Source organism: Limnohabitans sp. T6-5 (assembly GCF_003063315.1).
Taxonomy (GTDB): Bacteria; Pseudomonadota; Gammaproteobacteria; order Burkholderiales; family Burkholderiaceae_C; genus Limnohabitans_A.
The window spans coordinates 1,295,050-1,320,474 of record NZ_NERV01000001.1 but is presented as its reverse complement, the minus strand read 5'-3'; the positions used below and the strand labels follow the sequence as shown (position 1 = coordinate 1,320,474).

Below are 25,425 nucleotides of genomic sequence, written 5' to 3'. Positions count from 1 at the left end.
ATTATAGGCGGGGGGGCGCCACGACAAGCCCCACCGGCCTTATTGACCTGACCCGCTCACGCAGCGCCAACCAGTTTGTGGTGCGAAGCATGCTGGTTGCGGATGGCCTGACGTCCCCAGGATCCCATCAGCATGCCCGTCAGACTGGCCAAAACACCCGCCAATTGGGCAGGAAATTCTTGGCCCGCAGGTGTAAAAGTGAACAGCAACCACGTCAACAGGCCCAGAACAATGGAAAGCAGTGCGCCCTGGGTGGTGGCTTTTTGCCAGTACAAGCCACAGGCCAGCGGCACAAAAGCCCCGACCAGCGTGACTTGGTACGCCCCTGAGACCATTTCGTAGATGCTGCTGCCCTGCATCGCGATGGCATATGTCAGCACCAGCCCGCTGAACACCAACACGGTCACGCGCATGGCCAGAAGCTCTTGCTTGTCGCTTCGGTGCGGAAAGAACTGGCGCCAGATGTTCTCAGTGAAGGTCACGCTGGGCGCCAGCAGGGTGGCCGAAGCACATGACTTGATGGCCGAGAGCAGCGCCCCGAAAAACAGCACTTGCATGACAAAAGGCATCTGGGTCATGACCAGCATGGGCAAGACTTTTTGCGGATCATCCTGAATCAGCTGCGTGGCCTGCTCTGGCATGATGATCAAAGCGCTGACCACCAAAAACATGGGCACAAAGGCAAACAGGATGTAAAAAATGCCGCCAATCACCGGCCCCCGGGTGGCGGCATATTCGTTGTTGGCTGACATGACGCGCTGAAACACGTCTTGCTGAGGAATGGAGCCCAACATGATGGTGATGGCCGAGGCCACAAAGAAGAGGATGTCTTTGAGGTGGGGTTCGGGCCAGAACTTGAACATGTCCTGACTCACGGCCAGCGCCAGCACCTTGTCGGCGCCGCCCGCCTGTTGCCCGGCAAACACCGCCAGAATGGACAGGCCAACCACCAGGATGATCATCTGGATGAAGTCGGTGATGGCCACCGACCACATGCCACCAAACAGGGTGTAGGCCAGGATGGACACCACCCCGATGACCATGCCCACAGGCAAACTGATGGCACCGTCGGACAACACATTGAACACCAGACCCAGCGCGGTGACCTGGGCCGACACCCAGCCCAGATAGCTGACCATGATGATGATGGAACAGATCACCTCCACACTGCGACCATAGCGTTCACGAAAGTAGTCACTGATGGTCAAGAGTGTCATGCGGTAGAGCTTGGCCGCAAAGAACAAGCCCACGAGGATCAGGCAGCTGCCTGCGCCAAAGGGGTCTTCCACCACGCCGTGCAGGCCATTGTTGACAAACTTGGCCGGGATGCCGAGCACCGTCTCGGACCCGAACCAGGTCGCAAACGTGGTGGTCACGATCATGGACAAGGGCAAATGCCGACCTGCAATGGCGAAGTCGGCCGAGTTTTTAACGCGCTTGGCGGCCAACAGGCCAATCGCGATGGTCACCAGCAGGTAGGCGATCACGAGGGTCAGCAACACAGCAAAGTCTCCTGTCTATCGGGGTAAAAAAGCAGCAGCTCAGTACAGCTGAAGATGCGACCAGACCTGCAAAACCAGCAAGCTGAGTAAAAAGCCGACGCCCAAATACATCAGGATTTGCAGCAAATTGTTGGTGCGGCGCTGCTCAGCCAGCAGTTGTTCGAGCTGCCTGGCATCGTTGTGTCGTGGCTGCTTGAGGTAGTCGTGCAAAAGGCGTGGCAACTGCGGCAGCAGCTTGGCGTAATGCGGAGCCTGGCCCTTGAGTTCTTCCCACAGCTTTTTGGGACCGATCTGGTCGAGCATCCACTTTTCGAGGAAGGGCTTGGCCGTGCTCCACAAGTCCAGCTCGGGGTCGAGCTGACGGCCCAGGCCTTCGATGTTGAGCAAGGTTTTTTGCAGCAAGACCAGCTGCGGCTGGATCTCGACATGAAAGCGCCGCGACGTCTGAAACAGCCGCATCAGCACCATGCCCAGCGATATTTCTTTCAATGGACGATCAAAGTACGGCTCGCAGACAGCGCGAATCGCGGATTCAAGCTCGTCCACACGGGTGTCAGCGGGCACCCAGCCCGATTCAATGTGGAGCTCAGCCACGCGCTTGTAGTCACGGCGGAAAAAGGCCGTGAAGTTTTGTGCGAGGTATTCCTTGTCGTACTCGGTCAGCGTGCCGACGATGCCAAAGTCCAGCGAGATATAGCGACCAAACGTCTCTGGCGCCAAGCTGACCTGGATGTTGCCCGGGTGCATGTCGGCGTGAAAAAACCCATCGCGGAACACCTGCGTGAAGAACAGGGTCACACCGTCGCGGGCCAGCTTGGGGATGTCCACCCCCGCTTCGCGCAAGCGGTCCACATGACTGATGGGCACGCCGTGCATGCGCTCCATGACCAGCACTTCATTTTGGCAATAGTCCCAGATCATCTCAGGGATCAGCACCAGATCGAGGCCTTCCATATTGCGGCGCAGTTGCGCGGCGTTCGATGCTTCGCGCACTAGGTCCAGCTCGTCATTGAGGTACTTGTCGAACTCGGCCACCACCTCGCGGGGCTTGAGGCGTTTGCCATCGGCGCTCAGGTTTTCGACCCAGCCGGCCATCATGCGCATGAGGCTCAGGTCTTTCTGGATCACGGGCAGCATGCCGGGGCGCAACACCTTGACGGCCACCTCGCGCAGCTCGCCGGACTTGCTGCGCAAGGTGGCAAAGTGCACCTGAGCAATCGATGCGCTGGCCACGGGTTCACGCTCAAAGCTTTCAAAAATGACATCCACCGGTTTGTGGAAAGCACGCTCAATGGTGGCCACCGCGATGTCTGAGCTGAATGGCGGCACACGGTCTTGCAGCTTGGTCAACTCTTCGGCAATGTCCAGCGGCAGCAAATCACGCCGGGTGGACAGAACCTGGCCAAACTTCACGAAGATCGGCCCCAGGCGTTCGAGCGCCTCGCGCAGGCGCACGGCACGGGGAGACCTCAGGTCACGGCCCACCGACAAGATGCGGGCCAGCAGGCGAATCCAGGGTTTCTGGAAGCTGGAGAGCACCAGCTCGTCCAGGCCATAGCGCAAGACGATGAAGACGATGAAGGCGCCGCGACCCAAACGGCTCATGCTGCACCACCCGAAGAACGGGCGAGACCCGTGCCGGGCCGCGAGGCCACAAAGCCGCGCAAGGCCTCCATGGCTTTGCGCGCTGCCTGCGCCAGGGTGTGGGCCGGGGCATCTCCGATCAGGCGGGCCAGGTCTTCTTCGGCATCCCAGCGCACATGGTCAATGAGCCAGTTGATTTCAGCGGCCAGTTGCACATCGCCTTCGATGCGGACTTTGGGTTTGTCGCCACGGGCCAGCGCCGAAGCCAGCGAAACGGGCGACTCTTCCACCACGTTCAAGCGCAGGTCAAAGCCTTCAAAGTGGCCACGCTCCAGCAAGCCTGCGGGGGTGGGCGTCAACTGCAGCTGGATGCGGTCCCAGGCCAGTTCAATGCGCTGGCCTTTTTGACGCGCCAGACGGGCCATGGCCTCGGGTTCGCTTTGCAGCACATGGTTGAGGAACAAGACGAGACGGTTGACCGTTTCATCGACCACCCAGCCCGGAGGCTGAAAGTTGGCGGCCAGATCGGTGACCATTTGGGGCAGGGCCTGAACGGCCCAAGAAAAAGGGGACTGTGTTGCCATAGTCCCCGATTATTCCCGAAAGCTGGCCCCCAGCCGGGGCCATGTCTTTATTGCAGGGCTTGCACGCCAGCCACCAGCCAGCCGCCACCTTGCTTGGACTTGGTCATGTTCCAGACTTCGCGGAAGGGGCTGGGGCCTGCGGAGGCGTCTTCACGGATCATGCCGTTGAACTCGACGCTGGCCAGATAGGCGTCGGCCTGCTCTTCAATACCCAAAAGCTGGGCCTCGAGCATGACCACTTCGGTCTTGTTGGGCTGCCCCGGGAACTGGGCTTCGCGTTCGGCGAGCTGGCTGCGGATTTCAGCCACCATCGTGTCCGTCATCATGGAGCGCAGTGTGTTGATGTCCGAGCGGTCCCAGGCGTCTTGCAGCGTCACGAAATTGCGTTTGGCAGCCGTGACAAAACCATCGACATCAAAGCCAGCCGGAATGCCCCAGGCTTGTGAGCCATTCAAGGCAGAGCCAATCATGGAGCCACCCGTATGGGCTGCAGCAGAACCGTCGAAATGGGTGGGCTGAGCCTCCCAAGGGCGTGCAGACGCATCGTTGCCCACTTTTTCGGGGTTGTATTGCTTGAACGACGCAGGCTGCTCAGCCGTGGCGCCAGCGCCCTGGTAAGCCAAACCACCGGCTTGCGCAGCAGGCGCTGAACGACGGCGCATGATCATGCCGATCACGGCCATCACGGCAAAACCGATCAACAAAGCCATCAAGACGTTGCCAAAAGCGCCGCCCATACCCAAAGAATGGGCCAACCAAGCCAGGCCCAAGCCTGCGGCCAGACCGCCGAGCATGGCACCCCATGGCTTTTTAGGTGCAGGGGCTGCCTGTGTGGGCGCAGCGGGTTTGGCCGCCGACTGTTGGGCCGGCGCTGCGGGCTGCTGAGGGCGCACAGCTTCACGTTGGGTGACTTGGCTCGATTGCTGACCGATCGATTTACCGCCGCCCATACGCCGAGCGGCTTCGGCATTCAAACTGCCCAAAGCCAAAACGCCAGCGAGCAACAGGGTCAAAAACTTGTTCACAATGTCTCCAATGATTCGGAAAAATCACAATTTTGATATCAACACTTGATACCTGCGTGCAAGGCTACCACCCCCGCCGACAAGTTGTGAAAATCGACATGGCCAAATCCGCTGTTTTTCATAAGGGTTTTCAGTTCCTCCTGACCGGGGTGCATCCGAATGGATTCGGCCAGATAGCGGTAGCTCTCTGCATCGCCAGCGACCAGCTTGCCCAGATTGGGCAGGATGTTGAAGCTGTACCAGTCGTAGATTTTTTCCAGCGGCTTGGCCACTTTGGAAAACTCCAAAACCAGCAATTTGCCACCGGGCTTGAGGACTCGACACATCTCTTTCAGAGCCACGTCCTTGTGTGTCATGTTGCGCAGGCCAAAGGCCACGCTGACCACGTTGAAATGGTTGTCCGGGAAGGGTAACTTTTCGGCATCGCACACCAGCGTGGGCAGGGCCAGGCCATGGTTGACCAGGCGGTCACGACCGGTGCTCAGCATGGCCTCGTTGATGTCGGTGTGGACCACGCGGCCGGTGGCACCGACCTTCTTGGCAAACGCCATCGACAAGTCGCCCGTGCCGCCTGCGATGTCGAGCACCTGGTCGCCCTCTTTGAGGTTGGCCACCTGCACGGTGTAGGCCTTCCACACGCGGTGCAGGCCCATGGACATGAGGTCGTTCATCACGTCGTATTTGGACGCGACCGAATCGAACACGCCACGCACATGCTGGGCTTTTTCTTTTTCGTCGACGGTCTTGAAACCGAAATGGGTGGTGCTCATGGGAATGCTTCAGTGGTTGTGGCCGCAGCTGCTGCCTGCTTTTTCGGGCATGGGCGCATCTCGGTCGGTGCCCGCGGCTTGCAGGCGTTCTTCGTATTGTTGCCACAGAGCCGCTTGTTGGTCGCCCAGAAAGTACAGGTACTCCCAGGTGAACAGGCCCGTATCGTGCCCGTCCGAAAACGTCGGCTTGACGGCGTAATTGCCCACGGGCTCGATGTCCGTCACGGCGACATGGCGCTTGCCCGTTTGCAGCGCTTCCTGGCCGGGGCCGTGGCCCTGCACTTCAGCGGAAGGCGAATACACACGCATCAGCTCAAACGGGATGCGGAACTGCTTGCCGTCCGAAAAGCCGATTTCCAGCACTTGGCTTTTACCGTGCAGGGTCAGGAATTCGGGGGTGGGCGTTGCTTGGGTCAATCCAGCCATGGCATTCTTTCGGGTTAAACCAGCACGCGCTCAATGCCACCGGCATTGGCGGCGCTGACGTACTCGGGCATCCAGTTCTCGCCCAGGATGTGCTTGGCCATCTCGACCACGATGTAGTCGGCCTCGAGCAGGCCGTTTTGCAAGTCGTCGCCGAAGCGCGACAGGCCTTGCAAGCAGCTGGGGCAGCTGGTGAGGATCTTGACGTTGTCTTTGGGGCCCACCGCACCGCTGGCGCGCAAGGCGGCTTCGCCTTTGAGGATTTCTTCCTCTTTACGGAAACGCACTTGCGTGGAGATGTCGGGGCGCGTGACGCCCAGCGTGCCCGACTCGCCGCAGCAGCGGTCAGACTTGAGCACCTGATCACCCAACAAACCTTTGACCGTCTTCATCGGGTCTTGCAGCTTCATGGGCGAGTGGCAAGGGTCGTGGTACAGGTAAGCACCTTGCGCTTCGAGCTTGATGCCTTTTTCGAGCAGGTACTCGTGGATGTCCACGATGCGGCAGCCTGGGAAGATTTTGTCGAACTCGTAGCCTTGCAGCTGGTCGTAGCAAGTGCCGCAGCTGACCACCACCGTCTTGATGTCGAGGTAGTTGAGCGTGTTGGCCACGCGGTGGAACAGCACGCGGTTGTCGGTGATGATCTTCTCGGCCTTGTCGAACTGGCCCGAGCCTTTTTGCGGGTAGCCGCAGCACAGGTAGCCGGGTGGCAACACGGTCTGCACACCTGCGTGCCAGAGCATGGCCTGCGTGGCCAAACCGACTTGACTGAACAGGCGTTCAGACCCGCAACCGGGGAAGTAGAACACCGCCTCGGTTTCCGACGTCGTGGCCTTCGGGTCACGGATGATCGGCACGTAGTCGTTGTTCTCGATGTCCAGCAAGGCACGCGCCGTTTTCTTGGGCAGGTTGCCCGGCATCTTCTTGTTGATGAAGTGGATCACCTGCTCTTTGATCGGGGCGGTACCCACGGTGGCCGGTGGTGCGCTGGTCTGCTTGCGGGCAATGCCTTTGAGCAGGCCCGCAGCAAAGCGCTGCGCCTTCATGCCCACACCCACCATGGCGGCGCGCGCCAGCTTGATGGTTTCGGGGTTGGTGGCGTTGAGCATGAACATGGCCGCGGCATTGCCGGGTCGGAAGCTCTTTTGGCCCATCTTGCGCAGCAGGTTGCGCATGTTCATGGTCACGTCGCCAAAGTCGATGTTCACCGGGCAAGGCGTCAGGCACTTGTGGCACACCGTGCAGTGGTCGGCCACGTCTTCAAATTCTTGCCAGTGCTTGATCGACACACCGCGGCGCGTTTGCTCTTCATACAAGAAGGCCTCGACCAGCAGTGAGGTGGCCAAAATCTTGTTGCGTGGGCTGTAGAGCAGATTGGCACGCGGCACATGGGTCGAGCACACGGGCTTGCACTTGCCGCAACGCAGGCAGTCTTTGACGCTGGCCGCGATGTCGCCAATGTCGGACTGCTGCATGATCAGCGACTCGTGGCCCATCAGGCCAAAGCTGGGGGTGTAGGCGTGCGTCAGGTCGGCCGCATGCACATCGTCACCCAAGCCAGTCAGGGCCGCGCCGCGCAGCAGCTTGCCTTTGTTGAATCGGCCTTGCGGATCGACCTTGGCTTTGTAAGCGGTGAAGTTGGCCAACTCGGCGTCGGTCAAAAACTCCAGCTTGGTGATGCCGATGCCGTGTTCACCCGAGATCACGCCGTCCAGGCTGCGCGCCAACACCATGATGCGGGCCACCGCTTCGTGCGCGGTTTGCAGCATCTCGTAGTTGTCGGAGTTCACGGGAATATTGGTGTGCACATTGCCGTCACCGGCGTGCATGTGCAGCGCCACCCAGACACGGCCCTTGAGCACGCGCTGGTGAATGGCCGTGACTTCCGTCAGGATGGGCTGGAAAGCCGAGCCGGAGAAAATGTTTTGCAACGCTGGGCGGATCTGCGTCTTCCAGCTGGCGCGCAGGCTGTGGTCTTGCAACTGGGGGAAGAGCTCGTCCACTTGCGTCAACCAAGCTTGCCACTGGTCACGCACCTCGCGCACCACGGCCAGGGCCTGCGCCACGCGGTCTTCCAGCAACTCGGCCGAAGCGATTTCGTTGACGTCGTCTTGCTTGCCCAGTGGCAGGTTGCCGCGCTCCAGGAAGCTTTCCAGCTCGGCACAAAACTTGAGCTTGTTGCGCAGGCTCAGTTCGATGTTGATGCGCTCGATGCCGTCGGTGTACTCGGCCATGCGCGGCAGCGGGATCACCACGTCTTCGTTGACCTTGAAGGCGTTGGTGTGGCGCGAAATGGCAGCGGTCTTTTTGCGGTCGTGCCAGAACTTTTTGCGCGCTTCGGGGCTGATGGCGATGAAGCCTTCGCCGCTGCGCGAGTTGGCAATGCGCACGATCTCGCTGGTCGCCTTGGCCACGTCGTCGGCGTTGTCACCGGCGATGTCACCGATCAAGACCATCTTGGGGAAGCCGCCGCGCTTGGATTTGGTGGAGTAACCCACCGCCCGCAAATAACGGTCGTCCAGATGCTCCAGACCCGCCATGACGGTGCCGGTGCGCTTTTGCTCGGCGAACATGAAGTCTTTGATCTCGACGATGCTCGGCACGGCGTTGCGAGCATGGCCAAAGAACTCCAGGCACACGGTGCGGGTGTGGGTGGGCATGCGGTGCACCACCCAGCGGGCGCTGGTGATGAGGCCATCGCAACCTTCTTTTTGCACGCCGGGCAGGCCGCTCAAGAACTTGTCGGTCACGTCCTTGCCCAGGCCTTCCTTGCGGAAAGTCTTGCCCGGGATGACCAGGGTTTCGGTGCGGATCGGGGTCTTGCCGTCGGCCTTGAAGTAGCGCAGCTCGAAGGTGGCCACTTCGGCGTCGTGGATCTTGCCCATGTTGTGGTCCATGCGAACCACATCGAGCCACTCAGCGTCGGGCGTGACCATGCGCCAGCTGGCCAGGTTGTCGAGGGCCGTGCCCCAGAGCACGGCTTTTTTGCCGCCCGCGTTCATGGCGATGTTGCCGCCAATGCAGCTGGCCTCGGCAGAGGTCGGGTCCACCGCAAAGACAAAACCGCCGCGCTCGGCCGCATCGGCCACGCGCTGGGTCACCACACCGGCTTCGGTGTAGATGGTCGGGATTTTGTGATCGATACCAGGCAGGTCGATCATCTCGACCTCGGTCATGGCTTCGAGCTTTTCGGTGTTGATGACCGCGCTCTTCCAGGTCAGCGGGATCGCGCCACCCGTGTAGCCGGTGCCGCCGCCGCGTGGGACGATGGTCAGGCCCAGGTCAATGCAACCTTTGACCAGACCCGCCATCTCGGTCTCGCTGTCCGGGGTCAGCACCACAAAGGGGTACTCGACGCGCCAGTCGGTGGCGTCGGTCACATGGCTCACCCGTGAGAGGCCGTCGAACTTGATGTTGTCTTTGGCCGTGAGCCGCCCCAGGGTCTTTTGCACCTGGCTGCGCAGCTTGGCGCGGTTGGCAAAACGCTCGTTGAACTGCGCCACGGCCTGGCCCGCCAAGTCCAGCAAAGCCCCCACCAAGGCATCGCGGGCGGCGTCCACATCGGGGGTGCGGCGTTTTTGCACTTCGCCCAAGCGGTGTTGCAAGGCGTCCACCAGCAGCTTGCGGCGGCCGGGGTTGTCCAACAGGTCATCCTGCAGATAAGGGTTGCGCTCGACCACCCAGATGTCGCCCAACACTTCGTAAAGCATGCGGGCCGAGCGGCCTGTGCGGCGCTCTTGGCGCAGCTGGTTCAGCAGATCCCAGGCTTTCTCGCCGAGCAGACGGGCCACGATCTCGCGGTCGGAAAAGCTCGTGTAGTTGTAAGGGATCTCGCGCAGGCGCGGCGCATCGGCGTCGGCTTGCATCAAATGTTGGAGCGTGGTGGGTGCATTCATGGGAATAGGCGCGGTCAGCAGCGTGTCAATACGCATTCAGCCAGACCCGGAAACTGGCTTGAACCCGGCTGAGGGTGAATGTTACCGCAGTGCAACAAACACGCGCCGTGAGCAAGGGCACCTGTCCCGCAGGGGCCATTCATCATGGAAACCCCGAGTTGTCGCCACAAAGTCATGCCGCTTTAATGCTACTGTCACGTTCGGGTGCGAAAGTGAACTTGCAAACCGCCCATTTCTGAGGCGAACAGAGCACTCTAGCCCTCTTTTTTTTTCAGGATCCGCGATGAAACTCAAACACGCTCTTTCCGCATTGGCACTGGGATTGGCTGGCTTTTCAGCCCAAGCCCAGACCGAAATCCAGTGGTGGCACTCCATGGGCGGCGCCCTGGGCGAATGGGTCAACGATCTGGCCAAGGACTTCAACGCCAGCCAAAAGGACTACAAAATCGTGCCCACCTTCAAGGGCAACTACGACGAGTCGATGACAGCCGCCATCGCCGCCTACCGGGCGGGCAATGCGCCCCACATCCTGCAGGTGTTTGAAGTGGGCACCGCCACCATGATGGCCAGCAAGGGCGCCATCGTGCCCGTGGGCAAGGTCATGACCGATGCGGGCCTGAAGTTCGACCAGAACGCCTATGTGCCCGCTGTGGCCGGTTATTACACCGCCCCCAATGGCCAGATGCTGAGCTTCCCCTTCAACAGCTCGACGCCCGTCTTCCACTACAACAAAGACGCTTTCAAGGCCGCAGGCCTGGACCCGAACACCCCGCCCACCACTTGGCCTGAAGTGGCTCTGGCGGCTGCCAAGCTCAAAGCCAGCGGCCACAAGTGCCCCTTCACCACCAGCTGGATCAGCTGGACGCAGCTGGAAAGCTTCTCGGCCTGGCACAACACCGAATTCGCCACCAAGGGCAACGGCATGCGCGGCATGGACGCTCGCCTGAGCTTCAACACACCGCTGCATGTGCGCCACATTGACAACTTGGCCAACATGGCCAAGCAGGGCCTGTTTGTCTACAAAGGCCGTGGTAACGCGGCCGACGCCACCTTTGTCTCGGGCGAGTGCGCCATGGCCACGGGCTCCTCGGCGCTGTATGGCAGCGTGGTGCGCAACGGCAAATTCGGCTACGGCATCGGTGCCCTGCCCTACTACCCCGATGTGAACGGTGCCCCCCAAAACACCGTGATCGGCGGCGCGAGCCTGTGGGTCATGAGTGGCAAGAAAGCCCCCGAATACAAAGGCGTGGCGCAGTTCTTTGCCCACCTGTCCAAGGCCGATGTGGCTGCGGCCAGCCACCAGCGCACGGGCTACCTGCCCGTGACCAAGGCCTCGTTTGAGTTGACCGAAAAAGCCGGTTTCTACAAAAAGAACCCCGGTACCGACGTTTCGGTCACCCAGATGATCCGCAAGACCACCGACAAGTCGCGTGGCGTGCGTCTGGGCAACTTTGTGCAGATTCGCACCATCATTGACGAGGAACTCGAAGGCGTCTGGAGCGGCAAAAAAGGCACCAAAGAAGCCTTGGACATGGCCATCAAACGCGGCAACGAACAGCTCGAACGCTTCGAAAAAGTCAATAAGTGATGCTCAAACCACCCTTCGGGGTGGTTTTCACTGAAAAAGCAGAGGCCGAGCCTCTGCTTTTGCGCATTTTGGGCTGAAACTTCAAGCTTGAATCCTTCAAAGAATTTATGGAAAAACGCGTCCGTTTCAAATCCCGCTGGCTGCCCTGGCTGCTGATCGCGCCCCAACTGAGCATCGTGCTGGTGTTCTTTTTTTGGCCCGCCGGGCAGGCGCTGTACCAAAGCGTTTTGCAAGAAGACGCCTTTGGTGCGTCCCGCGAATTTGTGGGGTTGGAGAACTTCTCACGCCTTTGGAACGACAGCGGTTACCTGGAGTCATTCAAGACCACCGCCGTTTTTTCGCTCTTGGTGGCTGTGACGGGCCTGTCGGTGTCGCTGCTCTTGGCCGTGATGGCCGACCGGGTCGGGCGCGGCGCGGGCTTGTACAAAACCTTGCTGATCTGGCCTTACGCGGTGGCCCCGGTCGTGGCGGGCGTGTTGTGGCTGTTCATGTTTGCCTCGCCCATGGGCGTGGTGGGCTATGCGCTGCGGGCCGTCGGCATCAACTGGAACCACTTGCTCAACCCCAACCACGCCATGGCACTCATCGTGATGGCCGCGGTCTGGAAGCAAATCTCCTACAACTTCCTGTTTTTTCTGGCGGGTTTGCAGTCCATTCCCAAGTCGCTGATCGAGGCGGCCGCCATCGACGGGGCCAGCCCCTGGCGGCGCTTTTGGAGCATCGTGTTCCCGCTGCTCTCGCCCACCACGTTTTTCCTCTTGGTGATCAACATCGTCTACGCCTTCTTTGACACCTTTGCCATCGTGGACGCCACCACCCACGGCGGCCCCGGCAAGGACACGGCCATCCTGGTCTACAAGGTTTATTACGACGGCTTCAAGGCCTTGGACATGGGCAGCTCGGCCGCGCAATCGGTGGTGTTGATGGTCATCGTGGTGTCACTCACCGTCTTGCAGTTCAAGTTTGTCGAAAAGAAAGTGCAGTACTGATGTTGCGACCACCCATTCACTTCAGAGGCCAGCCATGATCGAAAGACGCCCTGGCCTGCAAATTCTGAGGCACGTCATCTTGCTGATCGGCGTGGCCATCGTGGCCTTTCCGCTGTACCTGACTTTGATCGGCTCCACCCAAACCGCCCAACAAATCAACCAAAGCGTGCCCATGTCCATGCTGCCGGGCGGCCACTTCTGGGAAACCTACCGCTTGACCTTGTTTGGCGGCCCCAACTCGCAGGGCAGCCCGCTGCCCGCCATGTGGCCCATGATGCAGGTCAGCCTGATCAGCGCCCTGGGCATTGCCATTGGCAAGATCGCGATTTCGCTGCTCTCGGCCTTTGCCATCGTGTATTTCCGCTTTCCGCTGCGCAACCTGGTGTTCTGGATGATCTTCGTCACCCTGATGTTGCCGGTCGAAGTGCGCATCAGCCCCACCTACGAAGTGGTGGCGGGCTTGGGCCTGCTCAACAGCTTTGCGGGCCTGACGGTGCCGCTGATCGCATCAGCCACGGCCACCTTTTTGTTCCGGCAGTTTTTTCTGACCATCCCGGATGAACTGGTGGAAGCCGCCCGCATGGACGGTGCCGGGCCGATGCGCTTTTTCAAGGACGTGTTGCTGCCCCTGTCGGCCACCAACATCGCGGCGCTGTTCGTCATCCAATTCATCTACGGCTGGAACCAGTACCTGTGGCCGCTGTTGGTGACCACCAACGAAGACATGTACCCCGTCGTGCTGGGCATCAAGCGCCTGATTTCAGGCGAGTCCTGGACCGAGTGGAACGTGGTCATGGCCGCCGCCATTTTGGCCATGCTGCCCCCGGCGCTGGTCGTGGTCCTGATGCAAAAATGGTTCGTCAAGGGCCTGGTCGATACGGAGAAATAAATACCCCGGGGACAGACCAATGCGAAGCGTTGCTCTGTCCCCGTCTGAATAGAAACCCGGGGACAGACCCATTTGAAGCGTTGCTCTGTCCCCGTCTGATCAAAGAAACCATGGCATCCATCACCCTCTCCCACATCCTCAAAACCTATGGCGCTGGCGCCAAGGCCAACACCGTCATCCAAGACCTGAGCGCCAGCATTGCCGACGGCGAGTTCGTGGTCATCGTCGGGCCTTCTGGCTGCGGCAAATCCACCCTGCTGCGCATGGTGGCGGGCCTGGAAGACATCTCGGGCGGCACGATTTCGATTGGCGATCGCGTGGTCAATGAGCTGGAGCCGGCCGAGCGTGACATCGCCATGGTGTTCCAGAACTACGCGCTCTACCCGCACATGAGCGTGTTCGACAACATGGCCTATGGCTTGAAGATCGCCAAACGCCCGCCGGAAGAAATCAAGGCCCGTGTGGACAAAGCGGCAGGCATTTTGGAACTCTCGCACCTGCTGCAGCGCAAGCCGCGTGAGTTGTCGGGTGGCCAGCGCCAGCGCGTGGCCATGGGCCGCGCCATCGTGCGCCAGCCACAGGTTTTTTTGTTTGATGAGCCGCTGTCGAATTTGGACGCCAAGCTGCGCGCCCAGACCCGGCTCGAAATTCAAAAGTTGCACCGCGAACTGGGTATCACCAGCCTTTTCGTCACGCACGACCAGGTCGAAGCCATGACGCTGGCCCAGCGCATGATCGTGATGAACGGCGGCCACATGGAGCAGTTTGGCACGCCAGAAGAGGTCTACAACCGCCCCGCCAGCACCTTTGTGGCCAGCTTCATCGGCTCGCCGCCCATGAACCTGCTCAAGCACGCGCCGGGCACACCCGTCGGACAAATCCTGGGCATCCGACCCGAACACCTGGACATCACGCCCACACCCGAAAACGGTAGCTGGACACTGAGCGTGGACACGGTGGAGCTGTTGGGCGCGGAGCGCCTGGTGCACGCCCGTCTGGGCCAGGAAACACTGACCCTGCGGCTGGACGAGTCGCTGCCCGCGCCGCAGCCGGGCAGCACCTTCCACGCCACGCCACGCGCCGACCGCGTGCACTGGTTTGACGCGAAAACCCAAAAACGCATCGCCTGAACTGAGCCCATGAAACACTGGCCCTACCCGCGCTGGATCGCCCACCGAGGCGCTGGCAAACTCGCCCCCGAAAACACCCTGGCTGCCTTTCGGCTCGGGGCGGCGCACGGCTTTCGCATGTTCGAGTGCGACGCCAAGCTCAGCGCCGACGGCGTGGTGTTTTTGATGCACGACGCCACTTTGGAGCGCACCACCAACAGTCAAGGCGTGGGTGGCGAGCAGACTTGGCACGATCTGTCTCAACTGGACGCAGGCGGCTGGCATTCACGCGCCTTTGCGGGTGAACCTCTGCCCACACTGGAAGCCTTGGCCCGGTTCTGCCTGGCCAACCGCTACCTGCTCAACATCGAGATCAAGCCCACGCCGGGCACCGAAGCGGCCACGGGTGAGGCGGTTGCACGTCTGTCTGCGCAACTGTGGCAAAGCGCAGAAGTGCCGCCATTGCTGACCTCCTTCAAACCCGACGCGTTAGCCGCCGCAAAAGCAGCGGCCCCCGAGTTGCCGCGAGGCTTACTGGTGGACACGCTGTGGAACGGCTGGTTGGACAAAGCCCTGGCTCTTCAGTGTGTGGCCGTGGTCGCCAACTATGCGCTGTGGGACGCCCGCACCGTGGCCCAGGTTCACGGCGCAGGCCTCAAGTGCCTGAGCTACACCGTCAACGACGACTGGGCCGCCCAGCACCTGCTGGCCCTGGGCACCGACGGCATCATCACCGATAGGGTGGATTTGTTCAGTCCGGCGTAAAGGGGCAAAAACGTCGGACTCTTCGAGTACCGACCTACGGCAATCCTGGTAGGTCGGCGGTCGAAGACCCCGACAAATGCCCGCACCCTCACGATGACCGAGTCGGACGCGTCGATTACCGACCAATACGCAGCCCCCCCCGTAGGTCGGCGGTCGAAGACTCCGACAAATGCCCGCATACCAAGCACGCCCGAGCTGGCTGCCCTGGTGGGCCCGCATCAATCCAGCTTGGCGCCCGACTTCTGAACCACATCGGCCCAGCGCGGCATCTCAAGCGCCAGGAACTTGGCGAAATCGTCAGCTCCCAGGAAAGCCGGATCGGCCCCTTGCGCCACCATTCGGGCCTTGATGTCGGGCTGCGCCAACACCGCCTTGAAGGCGTCACTGAGCTTGTTGACGGCTTCTTTGGGCGTGCCCGCCGGGGCCAAAAAGCCATAAAAGCCCACCACCTCGAAGTTCTTGATGCCGGACTCCATCACGGTGGGCACGTCGGGCAAAGCGGGGCTGCGCTCACGGCTGGTCACGGCCAGGGCGCGCACCTTGCCCTGCTTGTGGTACTGGGCCGCTTGCGGAATGCTTTCGGCCATGAACTGCACCTGTCCGGCGATCAGGTCGGTGAAAGCCGGTGCGCTGCCCCGGTAGGGGATGTGCACCATGAACAAGCCCGTCGCGGCTTTGAACATTTCGGGCACCAGATGGCTGCTGCCGCCATTGCCTGCCGAGCCGTAATTGATCTGGCCGGGCCGGGCTTTGGCATAAGCCATGAATTCGGACAGGGTCTGTGCAGGCACTTTGGGATTGACCAGCAAGGCCAGAGGTTGCATGGCCGTGCGGGCCACGGGCACAAAGTCCTTGAGCGTGTTGTAAGGCAGTTTGCTGTAGAGCGCTGGGTTGATGACCATCACCCCGGTATTGGCCAGCAACAATGTGTGGCCGTCGGGCGAGGCGCGCATGACCTCTTGCGCCCCCACAGTGCCGCCCGCGCCTGACTTGTAATCGATGATGATGGGCTGCCCCAGTTGGGCCTGCAAGCGGTCAGACAACAAACGGGCATGCTGATCGAGCGGCCCGCCCGCCGGAAAGCCCATCACGATGCGGATCGGTTTGGTGGGAAAAGCCCAGGCGCTGCCCACGGCTCCTGCCAGGCAAAGCCCCAAAAAAGTGGCGAGTGCACGTCGCTTTGTCCCGGTCATGTTTGTCTCCTTGATTGATTGAGGGGTAGGTGGTGCCTGCGTCCGCCAGGCTGTGCCTTAGATTTGCGCCCAGCCCCTGTGCAGCACCCACTCCAGCGCTGCAGACACCAGCACCAGCGCAGCATAGGTGGCCATGGCGCCATCGTGACCTTGCAAGACCAGGCCCCCTGTCAAGACCACTACGCCGGCCAGTGCATGCCACAGCATGTGTCGCCCCCATCGATTGCGGCTGGGGCCCATCACCCAACGACCGGCCCCGGGCATGAACACGGCCATGGCCAACGCGGGCAGCACAAAATTAAACAGATGCAAGATCAGTAACCAGACAGTCATGTGGGGTGGAAAAAGCGTAAACGGTGGGTCTCAAAGCAACGGCGCCGCACAGATTGTGCCCTGAAAGAGGCCCTGATCCTGGGCCTCAGCTGCCCACCAAGAGGGGGTTCCTATAATCGGCGCATGGCTGTCTGGACCCTCGGTTTAAACCACACAACTGCGCCGCTCGATCTGCGCGGCCGGTTTGCGTTTGCCGTGGACCAATTGCCCCCCACTTTGCAGGCTTTGCGGGCCAATCTGGCCCAACGCACCGATCAAGCGCATGAAGCGGCCATCTTGTCCACCTGCAACCGCACCGAAATTTATTGTGCTGCCGACCGAACCGCTGCCGCCCAGACACTGCACTGGTTGGCCGAAGCCGGTGGTGTTTCGGCGCAAGAGCTGCAGTCGCACATCTATTTGCTCGAAGGCAACGAAGCAGCACGGCACGCCTTTCGGGTCGCCAGCGGTCTCGACTCGATGGTGCTGGGCGAAGCGCAGATTCTGGGTCAGCTGAAAGACGCTGTGCGTGCCGCCGAGCAGGCAGGCGCTTTGGGCAGCACGCTCAACCAGCTGTTTCAGCGCACTTTCGCCGTGGCCAAGGAAGTGCGCACGGCCACCGAAATCGGCGCCCATTCAATCAGCATGGCGGCCGCCTCGGTGCGTCTGGCCAGCCAGCTGTTTGAAGACCTCAAGGACATCAAGGTGCTGTTTGTCGGCGCAGGCGAGATGATTGAGCTGGTGGTGACGCACTTTGCCGCCCGCCAGCCCAAGGCCATCGCCATTGCCAACCGCAGCCTGGAGCGTGGCGAGAAGCTCGCTGGCCGCTTTGGCGCAGAAGTCATGCGCCTGGCCGATCTGCCCGACCGTCTGCACGAATTTGACGCCGTCATCAGCTGCACCGCCAGCACCTTGCCCCTGATCGGCTTGGGCGCGGTGGAGCGGGCATTGAAGAAACGCAAGCACCGCCCGATGTTCATGGTCGATCTGGCCGTACCGCGTGACATCGAGCCCGAAGTCAAAGCGCTGGAAGACGTTTACCTCTACACCGTGGACGACTTGGCCAGCGTGGTGCAGGCGGGCCAAGCCCAACGCCAGGCGGCGGTGGCCGAGGCCGAAGTCATCATCGACGCTGGTGTGCAAAGTTTCAGCCACTGGCTGGGCCAGCGCGATGCGGTGCCCCTGATCCAGCAACTGCACCAACAAGCCGACAGCTGGCGCGAAGCCGAACTGGCCCGCGCCCGCAAGCTTCTGGCCAAAGGCGATAACCCCGATGCGGTGCTCGAAGCCCTGGCCAAAGGCCTGACGCAGAAAATGCTGCACGGCGCACTGGCCGAATTGCGCAGCGCCGACCCGGCCCACCGCGAGCAGACCATGCACGCGGTGCAGCGCCTGTTTTTGCGGCAAGAGCGTTAGCGCTGGCCCTGACTTTGTAGGTCGGAGCTTGAGCTCCGACAAAGTTTTGGCGCCCCCCGCGCGTTGATCGTCGGAGCTGAAGCTCTGACCACCCCTGAATCCCGTGCCATGAAACCCTTTCTGATCCAACAACTCGAACGCTACGCCCTCAGGCTGACCGAGCTGGACTTTTTGCTCTCGCGTGAAGACATCATGGGCGACATGAGCCAGTTCCTGAAGCTGTCGCGGGAACACGCCGAGGTCAGTGCGGTGGCGTCGCGTTTTGCTCGCTTTCAGCAACGCAACGCTGACCTGACCGCCGCCCAAGCCATGCTGGACGACCCCGACCTGCGCGACATGGCCGAAGAAGAGATCGCCAGCGCCAGCACCGAACTGCAAACCCTCGAAGCCGAACTGCAGCGCATGCTGCTGCCCAAAGACCCTGACGATGCCCGCCCGGCCTTTGTCGAAATCCGCGCTGGCACCGGGGGCGACGAGTCGGCCCTGTTTGCGGGCGACTTGCTGCGCATGTACACGCGCTTTGCCGAAAGCCAGGGCTGGAAGTGCGAGATCGTGTCCGAATCGGTCAGCGAGTTGGGTGGCTACAAGGAAGTGGTGGTGCGCATTGAGGGCGACCAGGTTTATGGCGCGCTCAAATTTGAGTCGGGCGGCCACCGCGTGCAGCGCGTGCCCGCCACCGAAACCCAAGGCCGCATCCACACCAGCGCCTGCACCGTGGCGGTGTTGGCCGAGCCCGACGAAGCCGAGGCCATCAAGATCAACCCGTCGGATTTGCGCATTGACACCTACCGCGCCAGCGGTGCGGGCGGGCAGCACATCAACAAGACCGATTCGGCCGTGCGCATCACCCATTTGCCCACCGGCATCGTGGCCGAATGCCAGGATGGCCGCAGCCAGCACAGCAACAAGGCGCAGGCCCTGAAAGTGCTCACGGCCCGCATCCAGGAAAAAGACCGGTCCGAGCGCGCCGCCAAAGACGCGGCTGAGCGCAAGAGCCTGATCGGCAGCGGCGACCGCTCTGACCGCATCCGCACCTACAACTTTCCGCAAGGCCGCCTGACCGACCACCGCATCAACCTGACCCTGTACAAGCTGCTCACCATCATGGAAGGCGATTTGAAAGACGTGGTTGATGCATTGCAGGCCTACGAAGCCGCAGAGCAACTGGCAGCGCTGGAGATTGGGGCCGCTGCCTGATGCTCACCACTGACACCGTGGCCCAATGCCTGCGCCAGGCTCAAACCCAGGGCCTGGCGCGGGTGGACGCGCAGATGCTGTTGCTGCGCGCTCTGGCGCGCCCGCTGCATGACCGCGCCTGGCTGCTGACCCACGACACCGATATGTTGACCGAAGCGCAACAACACAACTGGGACCAAGCCCTGCAACGCCGCCTGCAGGGCGAGCCGGTGGCATATATCACCGGGCTCAAAGACTTTTTTGGCCTGACCTTGAACGTGGACGCCCGTGTGCTGGACCCGCGTCCCGACACAGAAATCCTGGTCGAATGGGCGCTGGAACTGCTGCCTAAAGGGCAGCCAGCCCGCGTGCTGGACCTGGGCACCGGCAGCGGCGCCGTGGCACTGGCCCTGCAGCATCAACGCCCTGCCGCGCAGGTGACGGCGGTGGACGCCAGCGCCGACGCCCTGGCCGTGGCCAGCGCCAACGCCCAGCGCCTGAATTTGCCCGTGCAGTGCGTGCTGAGCCACTGGATGGACGCTGTGCCCGGTCCGTTTGAGCTGATCGTCTCCAACCCGCCCTATGTGGCCGATGGCGACCCGCACCTGGCCGCCCTGACGCACGAACCCCTGCAAGCCCTGACCAGCGGCGCTGATGGCCTGGATGACATCCGCCAGATCATCGCCCAAGCCCCCAGCCGCCTCGCGCCGGGTGGCTGGCTGCTGCTCGAGCACGGCTGGGACCAGGCCGCCGCCGTGCAGGCCCTGCTCAAAGAAGCCGGATTCACCGAGGTGCAGTCCCGCCAGGATCTGGCCGGGGTGGACCGCTGCACAGGCGCAAGGCTGGTCATGCCAACGTCGGAGGCTTTGGGCACCGGCCGGTGAAAACCCGCGCCCCCAAGCCTTGGCTGCGCCCCTCCTCCGTAGGTCGACACTCGCAGAGTCAGACATGCACAACGCGCCACACATACGTCAGCAAGCACTGGTCTATGGGTGTTCTTCCCATTGCGCCAGAGTCCCATTTGCCGCAGCATGCTTTTCGGTTCGTCCGTTTTGTACTGAAAGGCACCTCCATGCGTCTCATGCCCCTACCCCTCATCCAAACTTTGCTGAGCGCTGCATGTTTGCTGCTCAGCGGCATCGTCTGCGCCCAGACTTACCCGGCCAAACCCATCACCCTGGTGGTGCCTTTTGCCGCAGGCGGCCCCACCGACATCGTGGCGCGCACGCTGGCCGCCACCATGGGCAAATCACTGGGTCAGACCGTGCTGGTCGAGAACAAAGTCGGTGCCGGGGGCACGCTGGCTGGCGCCTACGTGGCCAAGGCCAACCCTGATGGCTACACCTTCCTGATCCACCACAACGGCATGTCGACCGCACCCGCGCTGTACCGCAAGATGGCCTTCAACCCACTGACCGACTTCGAGTACGTCAGCCAGGTGGTGGACGTGCCCATGACCCTGCTGGGCCGCAAGGACCTGCCGGCCAAAAATCTGCAGGAGCTCAGCAGCTACGTCAAAGCCAACGCCAAGACCATCAACCTGGCCAACGCGGGCCTGGGCGCGGTGTCTCACCTGTGCGGCATGCTGTTCCAGCAGGCGATGGGGGTCGATCTGACCACGGTGCCGTTTTCGGGCACGGCGCCTGCCATGAACGCCCTGCTGGGTGGGCAAGTGGACCTGTTGTGCGACCAGACCACCCAAACCACGCAACACATCAAGGCGGGCACGGTGCGCATGTACGGCGTGACCACCAAGCAGCGCATCCGCGCACTGCCCGATGCACCCACTCTGAACGAAAGCGGCTTGAAGGACTTTGAAGTCCTGGTCTGGCACGGCGTCTATGCCCCCAAAGGCACGCCCGCAGCCGTGATCGAGAAGGTGGGCTCGGCCATCCGCGCCAGCCTGAAAGACCCCGCCTTTGCCGCCCGCATGGCCGACCTGGGGGCCGAGATCGTGCCGGAATCCAAGCAATCCCCCGAAGGCCTGCGGACCTGGCTGCAGTCTGAAATCAACAAATGGGGCCCGGTGATCCGCTCAGCCGGTGTCTACGCCGACTGAGACCCCTGCCCTGCTGCTCAGGCCAGCTCGGAGATTTCGATCAGGTTCAGGTCAGGGTCGCGCACATAGACCGACCTGATTTTTTGGGTAGCCCCTGTGCGCATGACCGGTCCTTCGACGATGGGCCAGTTCTGCGCGGCCAGCCGGGCCATCACCTCGTCCAGCGGTACCGAGGCGATGAAACACAGGTCCAGGGCCCCCGGCACAGGCAAGTGGGCCTTGGGCTCGAACTCTTTGCCGCGCACATGCAGATTGATTTTCTGGTGGCCAAATTTGAAGGCTTGGCGCGTCACGGGCGGCGTGCCACCCACAAAGCGCTCCCGCGTCATGCCCATGACACGGGTGTAGAAGTCGACGCAGGCGTCTTCGTTGAAGGTGGTCAGCACCAGGTGGTCGAGGTGGTCAATCATGGGATTGGCTCCATTCTTGCGTTCATGGGTTCTCAGCATGCAGGCACATTTTGGCCGATTGTCCCTGACCAAGCCCTTCGGATTGCCACCCACTCAGGCCTGGGCTGACCCCTTGTAGCGTTGCAGGTTTTCAATCGGGGGGATAATTCAGTCCATTCGAAATCGGCCCTATTTGGAGTAAAGACCATGAGCGACACCCAGCAACGCATCGACGAACTCGTCAAAGGCAATGAGATCACCCTGTTCATGAAGGGCAGCGCCAGCTTCCCCATGTGTGGCTTCTCCGGCCGCGCGATCCAGATCCTCAAGGCTTGTGGCGTGGACACCAAGACCGTCAAGACCGTGAACGTGCTGGACGACGCTGAAATCCGTCAAGGCATCAAGGAATACAGCAACTGGCCCACCATCCCCCAGCTTTACGTCAAGGGCGAGTTCATTGGCGGCTCCGACATCATGATGGACATGTACGAATCGGGCGAGTTGCAACAGGTGATCAACGGTCAGGCCTGAACGACTGGCGTGCACCCGCACATCAGAGCCACCTTCGGGTGGCTCTGTGGTTTTCAGTCCGCAGGATGCAGCCACTGCCGTTGCGCTGCCAGCACGGCTTGCGGATAGGCCGCCTGCCCTCGGCTGCCGTTGTAGCGGCCCAGTGCCATAAAAGTGTCACCACGCTCTCGATCCAGGTAGTGGCGCAAGATCACACAACCAAAGCGCAGATTGCTTTGCATGTGAAACAGTCTGCTCGCATCACCATCTCCAATGGTGCGCGCCCAAAATGGCATGACTTGCATGTAGCCCATGGCCCCGGCGCTGGAGACCGCATATTTGCGGAACGCGCTTTCAACCTGCACCACCCCCAGAATCAGTGACAAAGGCAGGCCGGCACGGCGGGCCTCGTACCAAAGGGTTTGCAAAAACTCGACTCGCTCGGTGGGATGGTGTTTGTAGCGCGCAATCCGCTGCTGACTGGCCGCCTGCCATTGGGAGTAGGCCTGCTGCTCCTGGGGCGTGCTTAAAAGCGGTTCAGGCGGAGCAGCGGCCGATATGGCGGCGCTCAAGGCCGAGCGCACCGAATGAGATAGCGGCTCTTCAATTTGAGAGCCCGCCCAAACAAAACCCGAAGGCCACAGCCCCAGCAGGACTTGAGCCAAAAATGCACGGCGCATCGGGCGAATCCTCAGCAGCCTTTGTACAGGCTTCAGCCCGCCAGGCGTGCCTTGAGGTGGGCCACGATGTCGGCCACAGCGACTTTGCTGGACTCGGCATCGCGGCGGTGCTGGTATTCGACCAAGCCGTCTTTGAGGCCCTTGTCGCCGATGGTGATGCGGTGCGGCACACCGATCAGCTCCCAGTCGGCAAACATGGCGCCGGGGCGCTCGCCACGGTCGTCCAGGATCACATCAATACCATCGGCCAGGAAAGCGGCGTAGATCCGCTCGGCTTCCGCCTTGACGGCTTCACTCCGGTCCATGCCAATGGGGCAGACCACCACGGTAAATGGCGCAATCGCGTCCGGCCAGATGATGCCGCGCTCGTCGTGGTTTTGCTCAATGGCGGCGGCGGGCAGGCGCGTGACGCCGATGCCGTAGCAGCCCATTTCCAAAAATTGGGGCTTGCCGTCTTCGCCCAGGAAAGTGGCGTTCATGGCCTTGGAATATTTGGTGCCCAAATAGAACACATGGCCGACTTCGATGCCGCGCTCGATGGCCAGCTCGCCCTGGCCGTCGGGCGACTTGTCGCCAGCGACCACGTTGCGGATGTCGGCCACCAGGGCAGGTTCGGGCAGGTCACGGCCCCAGTTGACGCCGGTGATGTGGAAGTCTTCTTCGTTGGCGCCGCAGATCCAGTCGGCCATCACAGCCACGTCGCGGTCGGCCACCAGGTGCACGGGCTTTTTCAGGTTCAAGGGGCCGAGGTAGCCGGGCTTGCAGCCGAAGTGATCTTCGATTTCGCTCAGCGTGGCAAAGCGGAAACCGCCTTCCATGCCGGGCAGTTTGCCGACCTTGACCTCGTTCATGTCGTGGTCGCCGCGCAGCAGCAAGAGCCAGACTTGCGATTTCACGATTTCGCCCTGTTCATTGAGCGTGTCAGTCGCCAGCACCAGCGACTTGACGGTGGTGGTCAGCGGCACATTCAACAAGGCAGCCACGTCTTCGCAGGTGCTCTTGCCGGGTGTCGCCGTCTTGGTCAGCACTTGCGTGGCCGCACCGCGCGGCTGACTGGGTGCCAGGGCCTCGGCCTTTTCCATGTTGGCGGCGTAGCTGCTGGTGGGGCAATAGACGATGGCGTCTTCACCGGTGGCTGCGATCACCTGGAACTCTTCACTCAAATCGCCCCCAATGGCCCCGCTATCGGCAGCCACGGCGCGGTAGGTCAAGCCAAAGCGGTCAAAGATGCGGCGATAAGCGGCGGCCATCACCTGGTAGCTGGCCTTGGCGCTGACCATGTCACGGTCAAAGCTGTAGGCGTCTTTCATGATGAACTCGCGGCCACGCATCAGGCCAAAGCGCGGACGGCGCTCGTCGCGGAACTTGGTCTGGATTTGGTAGAAGTTCTTCGGCAGCTGTTTGTAGCTGCGCACTTCCTGGCGCACCACGTCGGTCACCACTTCTTCACTGGTCGGCTGGATCACGAAATCGCGGCCATGGCGATCCTTGATGCGCAGCAATTCTGGGCCCATCTTGTCAAAGCGGCCCGTCTCTTGCCAGAGTTCAGCAGGCTGCACCACGGGCATGGTCATCTCGATGGCGCCTGCGCGGTTCATCTCTTCGCGAACGATGGCCTCGACTTTGCGGATCACCCGCAAGCCCATGGGCATGTAGTTGTAGATGCCAGCGCCGAGTTTCTTGATCATGCCGGCACGGGTCATGAGCTTGTGACTGACGACCTCAGCGTCTGCGGGCGCTTCTTTGAGAGTGGAAATGAGGAATCGGGAAGCTTTCATCGCGGCACGCTAACAAAACAGGGGAATCAGGGAAACATCCAAGAGCGAGCGCCAATGCGGCGTGCATAATGGACACAATTTAAAAATTTGGGGTTGATTATGCTTGACCGTGAAGGCTTTAGGCCGAACGTCGGCATCATTCTGCTCAACCAGAGAAATCAGGTTTTCTGGGGCAAGCGCATCAGAACCCACAGCTGGCAGTTTCCACAAGGCGGCATCGATCGGGGCGAGAGTCCAGAACAGGCGATGTTCAGAGAACTGCATGAAGAAGTGGGGCTCCACCCGGAGCATGTGCGTATCGTGGCCCGAACCCGTGACTGGTTGCGCTATGAAGTGCCAGACCGCTTCATCCGCAGGGATGCTCGCGGCTTTTACAAAGGCCAGAAACAGATCTGGTATCTGCTGCAATTGGTTACGCACGACCACCACCTGAACTTGCGCGCCACCGATCATCCGGAGTTCGACGCATGGCGTTGGAACGACTACTGGGTACCGCTCGACGTGGTGGTGGAGTTCAAGCGTGGTGTGTATGAAATGGCGCTGACCGAGCTGGCACGTTTTCTGCCCCGCCAAGAAAGACACAACCGCTATTTACGGGGTGTGCCTCGGGGCGGTCGTGATGGGTTTGAACAAGAGCCCCCATCCCACGACATGCAAGCGCCACTGCACATGGAGTTGCCGCCGGGGGCAAGTTTCGATCCCAATCCGCAAGGTTGAACGCAGCTTGCTTCATGGGCAGGCCGACTAAGCCTGCACACGTAGCAGCAGGACTTTTCAGGCTTTATGGG

23 protein-coding genes are annotated in these 25,425 nt (G+C 61.3%); 11 read left to right on the top strand and 12 right to left on the bottom strand.

Going from position 1 to position 25,425, the window contains the following annotated elements; genetic code table 11:
• Window positions 1–56: 56 nt before the first annotated feature.
• The 7 genes from B9Z51_RS05700 to B9Z51_RS05670 are packed head-to-tail and all read right to left on the bottom strand — an operon-like array spanning window position 57 to window position 9,784.
• Window positions 57–1,502, bottom strand: coding sequence for a sodium:solute symporter family protein (locus B9Z51_RS05700; protein WP_108372525.1), 1,446 nt, complete (start codon window positions 1,500–1,502; stop codon window positions 57–59).
• Window positions 1,503–1,541: 39 nt separating this feature from the next.
• Window positions 1,542–3,107 carry a ubiquinone biosynthesis regulatory protein kinase UbiB gene (gene ubiB / locus B9Z51_RS05695; RefSeq protein ID WP_108372523.1) on the bottom strand — a complete coding sequence of 522 codons (1,566 nt, stop codon included), beginning with the start codon at window positions 3,105–3,107 and terminating at the stop codon, window positions 1,542–1,544.
• Window positions 3,104–3,670, bottom strand: a complete 567-nt coding sequence (locus B9Z51_RS05690) for a hypothetical protein (RefSeq protein WP_108372521.1) — start codon at window positions 3,668–3,670, stop codon at window positions 3,104–3,106. Before B9Z51_RS05690 ends, ubiB begins: the two co-directional genes overlap by 4 nt.
• Before the next feature lie 47 nt (window positions 3,671–3,717).
• Window positions 3,718–4,695, bottom strand: a complete 978-nt coding sequence (locus B9Z51_RS05685; protein ID WP_108372519.1) for a Tim44 domain-containing protein — start codon at window positions 4,693–4,695, stop codon at window positions 3,718–3,720.
• A gap of 38 nt (window positions 4,696–4,733) precedes the next feature.
• Entirely contained in the window at window positions 4,734–5,465 is a 732-nt protein-coding gene (gene ubiE, locus B9Z51_RS05680; RefSeq protein WP_108372517.1) for a bifunctional demethylmenaquinone methyltransferase/2-methoxy-6-polyprenyl-1,4-benzoquinol methylase UbiE, read from the bottom strand.
• Window positions 5,466–5,474: 9 nt separating this feature from the next.
• The gene (locus B9Z51_RS05675; RefSeq protein ID WP_108372515.1) at window positions 5,475–5,891 is read right to left on the bottom strand and encodes a gamma-butyrobetaine hydroxylase-like domain-containing protein; all 417 of its coding nucleotides are present in this window, start codon (window positions 5,889–5,891) and stop codon (window positions 5,475–5,477) included.
• Between the two features lie 14 nt (window positions 5,892–5,905).
• Window positions 5,906–9,784, bottom strand: coding sequence for a DUF3683 domain-containing protein (locus tag B9Z51_RS05670; protein ID WP_108372513.1), 3,879 nt, complete (start codon window positions 9,782–9,784; stop codon window positions 5,906–5,908).
• Window positions 9,785–10,067: 283 nt separating this feature from the next.
• Here B9Z51_RS05670 and ugpB point away from each other — a divergent pair, with 283 nt between their 5' ends.
• From ugpB to ugpQ, 5 genes are all read left to right on the top strand, one after another.
• A complete protein-coding gene (ugpB, locus tag B9Z51_RS05665) occupies window positions 10,068–11,372 on the top strand; it encodes a sn-glycerol-3-phosphate ABC transporter substrate-binding protein UgpB (RefSeq protein WP_108372511.1) in 1,305 nt (434 codons plus the stop codon).
• Between the two features lie 107 nt (window positions 11,373–11,479).
• Window positions 11,480–12,361, top strand: a complete 882-nt coding sequence (gene ugpA / locus B9Z51_RS05660; RefSeq protein WP_108372509.1) for a sn-glycerol-3-phosphate ABC transporter permease UgpA — start codon at window positions 11,480–11,482, stop codon at window positions 12,359–12,361.
• A 34-nt stretch (window positions 12,362–12,395) separates the two neighbouring features.
• A complete protein-coding gene (ugpE, locus tag B9Z51_RS05655) occupies window positions 12,396–13,250 on the top strand; it encodes a sn-glycerol-3-phosphate ABC transporter permease UgpE (protein WP_108285036.1) in 855 nt (284 codons plus the stop codon).
• A gap of 110 nt (window positions 13,251–13,360) precedes the next feature.
• A complete protein-coding gene (gene ugpC / locus B9Z51_RS05650) occupies window positions 13,361–14,380 on the top strand; it encodes a sn-glycerol-3-phosphate ABC transporter ATP-binding protein UgpC (RefSeq protein WP_108372507.1) in 1,020 nt (339 codons plus the stop codon).
• A gap of 9 nt (window positions 14,381–14,389) precedes the next feature.
• Window positions 14,390–15,124 (top strand): glycerophosphodiester phosphodiesterase, encoded by a 735-nt coding sequence (gene ugpQ, locus B9Z51_RS05645; RefSeq protein ID WP_108372505.1) that lies wholly within the window; start codon window positions 14,390–14,392, stop codon window positions 15,122–15,124.
• A gap of 218 nt (window positions 15,125–15,342) precedes the next feature.
• Here ugpQ and B9Z51_RS05640 read toward each other — a convergent pair whose 3' ends face one another.
• Both B9Z51_RS05640 and B9Z51_RS05635 read right to left on the bottom strand, forming a co-directional pair.
• Window positions 15,343–16,317 (bottom strand): tripartite tricarboxylate transporter substrate binding protein, encoded by a 975-nt coding sequence (locus tag B9Z51_RS05640; protein ID WP_108372503.1) that lies wholly within the window; start codon window positions 16,315–16,317, stop codon window positions 15,343–15,345.
• 57 nt (window positions 16,318–16,374) lie between these two features.
• Window positions 16,375–16,650 carry a hypothetical protein gene (locus B9Z51_RS05635; RefSeq protein ID WP_108372501.1) on the bottom strand — a complete coding sequence of 92 codons (276 nt, stop codon included), beginning with the start codon at window positions 16,648–16,650 and terminating at the stop codon, window positions 16,375–16,377.
• 123 nt (window positions 16,651–16,773) lie between these two features.
• Between B9Z51_RS05635 and hemA the strand changes: the two genes are divergently transcribed.
• From hemA to B9Z51_RS05615, 4 genes are all read left to right on the top strand, one after another.
• Window positions 16,774–18,045 (top strand): glutamyl-tRNA reductase, encoded by a 1,272-nt coding sequence (gene hemA, locus B9Z51_RS05630; RefSeq protein WP_108372499.1) that lies wholly within the window; start codon window positions 16,774–16,776, stop codon window positions 18,043–18,045.
• 108 nt (window positions 18,046–18,153) lie between these two features.
• Entirely contained in the window at window positions 18,154–19,242 is a 1,089-nt protein-coding gene (prfA, locus tag B9Z51_RS05625) for a peptide chain release factor 1 (protein WP_108372497.1), read from the top strand.
• Window positions 19,242–20,105 (top strand): peptide chain release factor N(5)-glutamine methyltransferase, encoded by an 864-nt coding sequence (gene prmC / locus B9Z51_RS05620; RefSeq protein ID WP_108372496.1) that lies wholly within the window; start codon window positions 19,242–19,244, stop codon window positions 20,103–20,105. Before prfA ends, prmC begins: the two co-directional genes overlap by 1 nt.
• 197 nt (window positions 20,106–20,302) lie before the next feature.
• Complete coding sequence (locus B9Z51_RS05615; protein ID WP_233254831.1) at window positions 20,303–21,280, top strand: tripartite tricarboxylate transporter substrate-binding protein; 978 nt, start codon at window positions 20,303–20,305, stop codon at window positions 21,278–21,280.
• A 17-nt stretch (window positions 21,281–21,297) separates the two neighbouring features.
• Here the strand turns inward: B9Z51_RS05615 and B9Z51_RS05610 are convergent, their stop codons facing one another.
• Window positions 21,298–21,690, bottom strand: a complete 393-nt coding sequence (locus B9Z51_RS05610; protein WP_108372782.1) for a VOC family protein — start codon at window positions 21,688–21,690, stop codon at window positions 21,298–21,300.
• Between the two features lie 186 nt (window positions 21,691–21,876).
• Here B9Z51_RS05610 and grxD point away from each other — a divergent pair, with 186 nt between their 5' ends.
• Entirely contained in the window at window positions 21,877–22,200 is a 324-nt protein-coding gene (grxD, locus tag B9Z51_RS05605) for a Grx4 family monothiol glutaredoxin (protein WP_108372492.1), read from the top strand.
• A gap of 53 nt (window positions 22,201–22,253) precedes the next feature.
• Here the strand turns inward: grxD and B9Z51_RS05600 are convergent, their stop codons facing one another.
• Both B9Z51_RS05600 and B9Z51_RS05595 read right to left on the bottom strand, forming a co-directional pair.
• Window positions 22,254–22,859, bottom strand: a complete 606-nt coding sequence (locus tag B9Z51_RS05600) for a lytic transglycosylase domain-containing protein (protein WP_108372490.1) — start codon at window positions 22,857–22,859, stop codon at window positions 22,254–22,256.
• 32 nt (window positions 22,860–22,891) lie between these two features.
• Window positions 22,892–24,637 (bottom strand): proline--tRNA ligase, encoded by a 1,746-nt coding sequence (locus tag B9Z51_RS05595; protein WP_108372489.1) that lies wholly within the window; start codon window positions 24,635–24,637, stop codon window positions 22,892–22,894.
• 99 nt (window positions 24,638–24,736) lie between these two features.
• Here B9Z51_RS05595 and B9Z51_RS05590 point away from each other — a divergent pair, with 99 nt between their 5' ends.
• A complete protein-coding gene (locus tag B9Z51_RS05590) occupies window positions 24,737–25,354 on the top strand; it encodes an RNA pyrophosphohydrolase (RefSeq protein WP_108372487.1) in 618 nt (205 codons plus the stop codon).
• Window positions 25,355–25,425 lie beyond the last annotated feature (71 nt).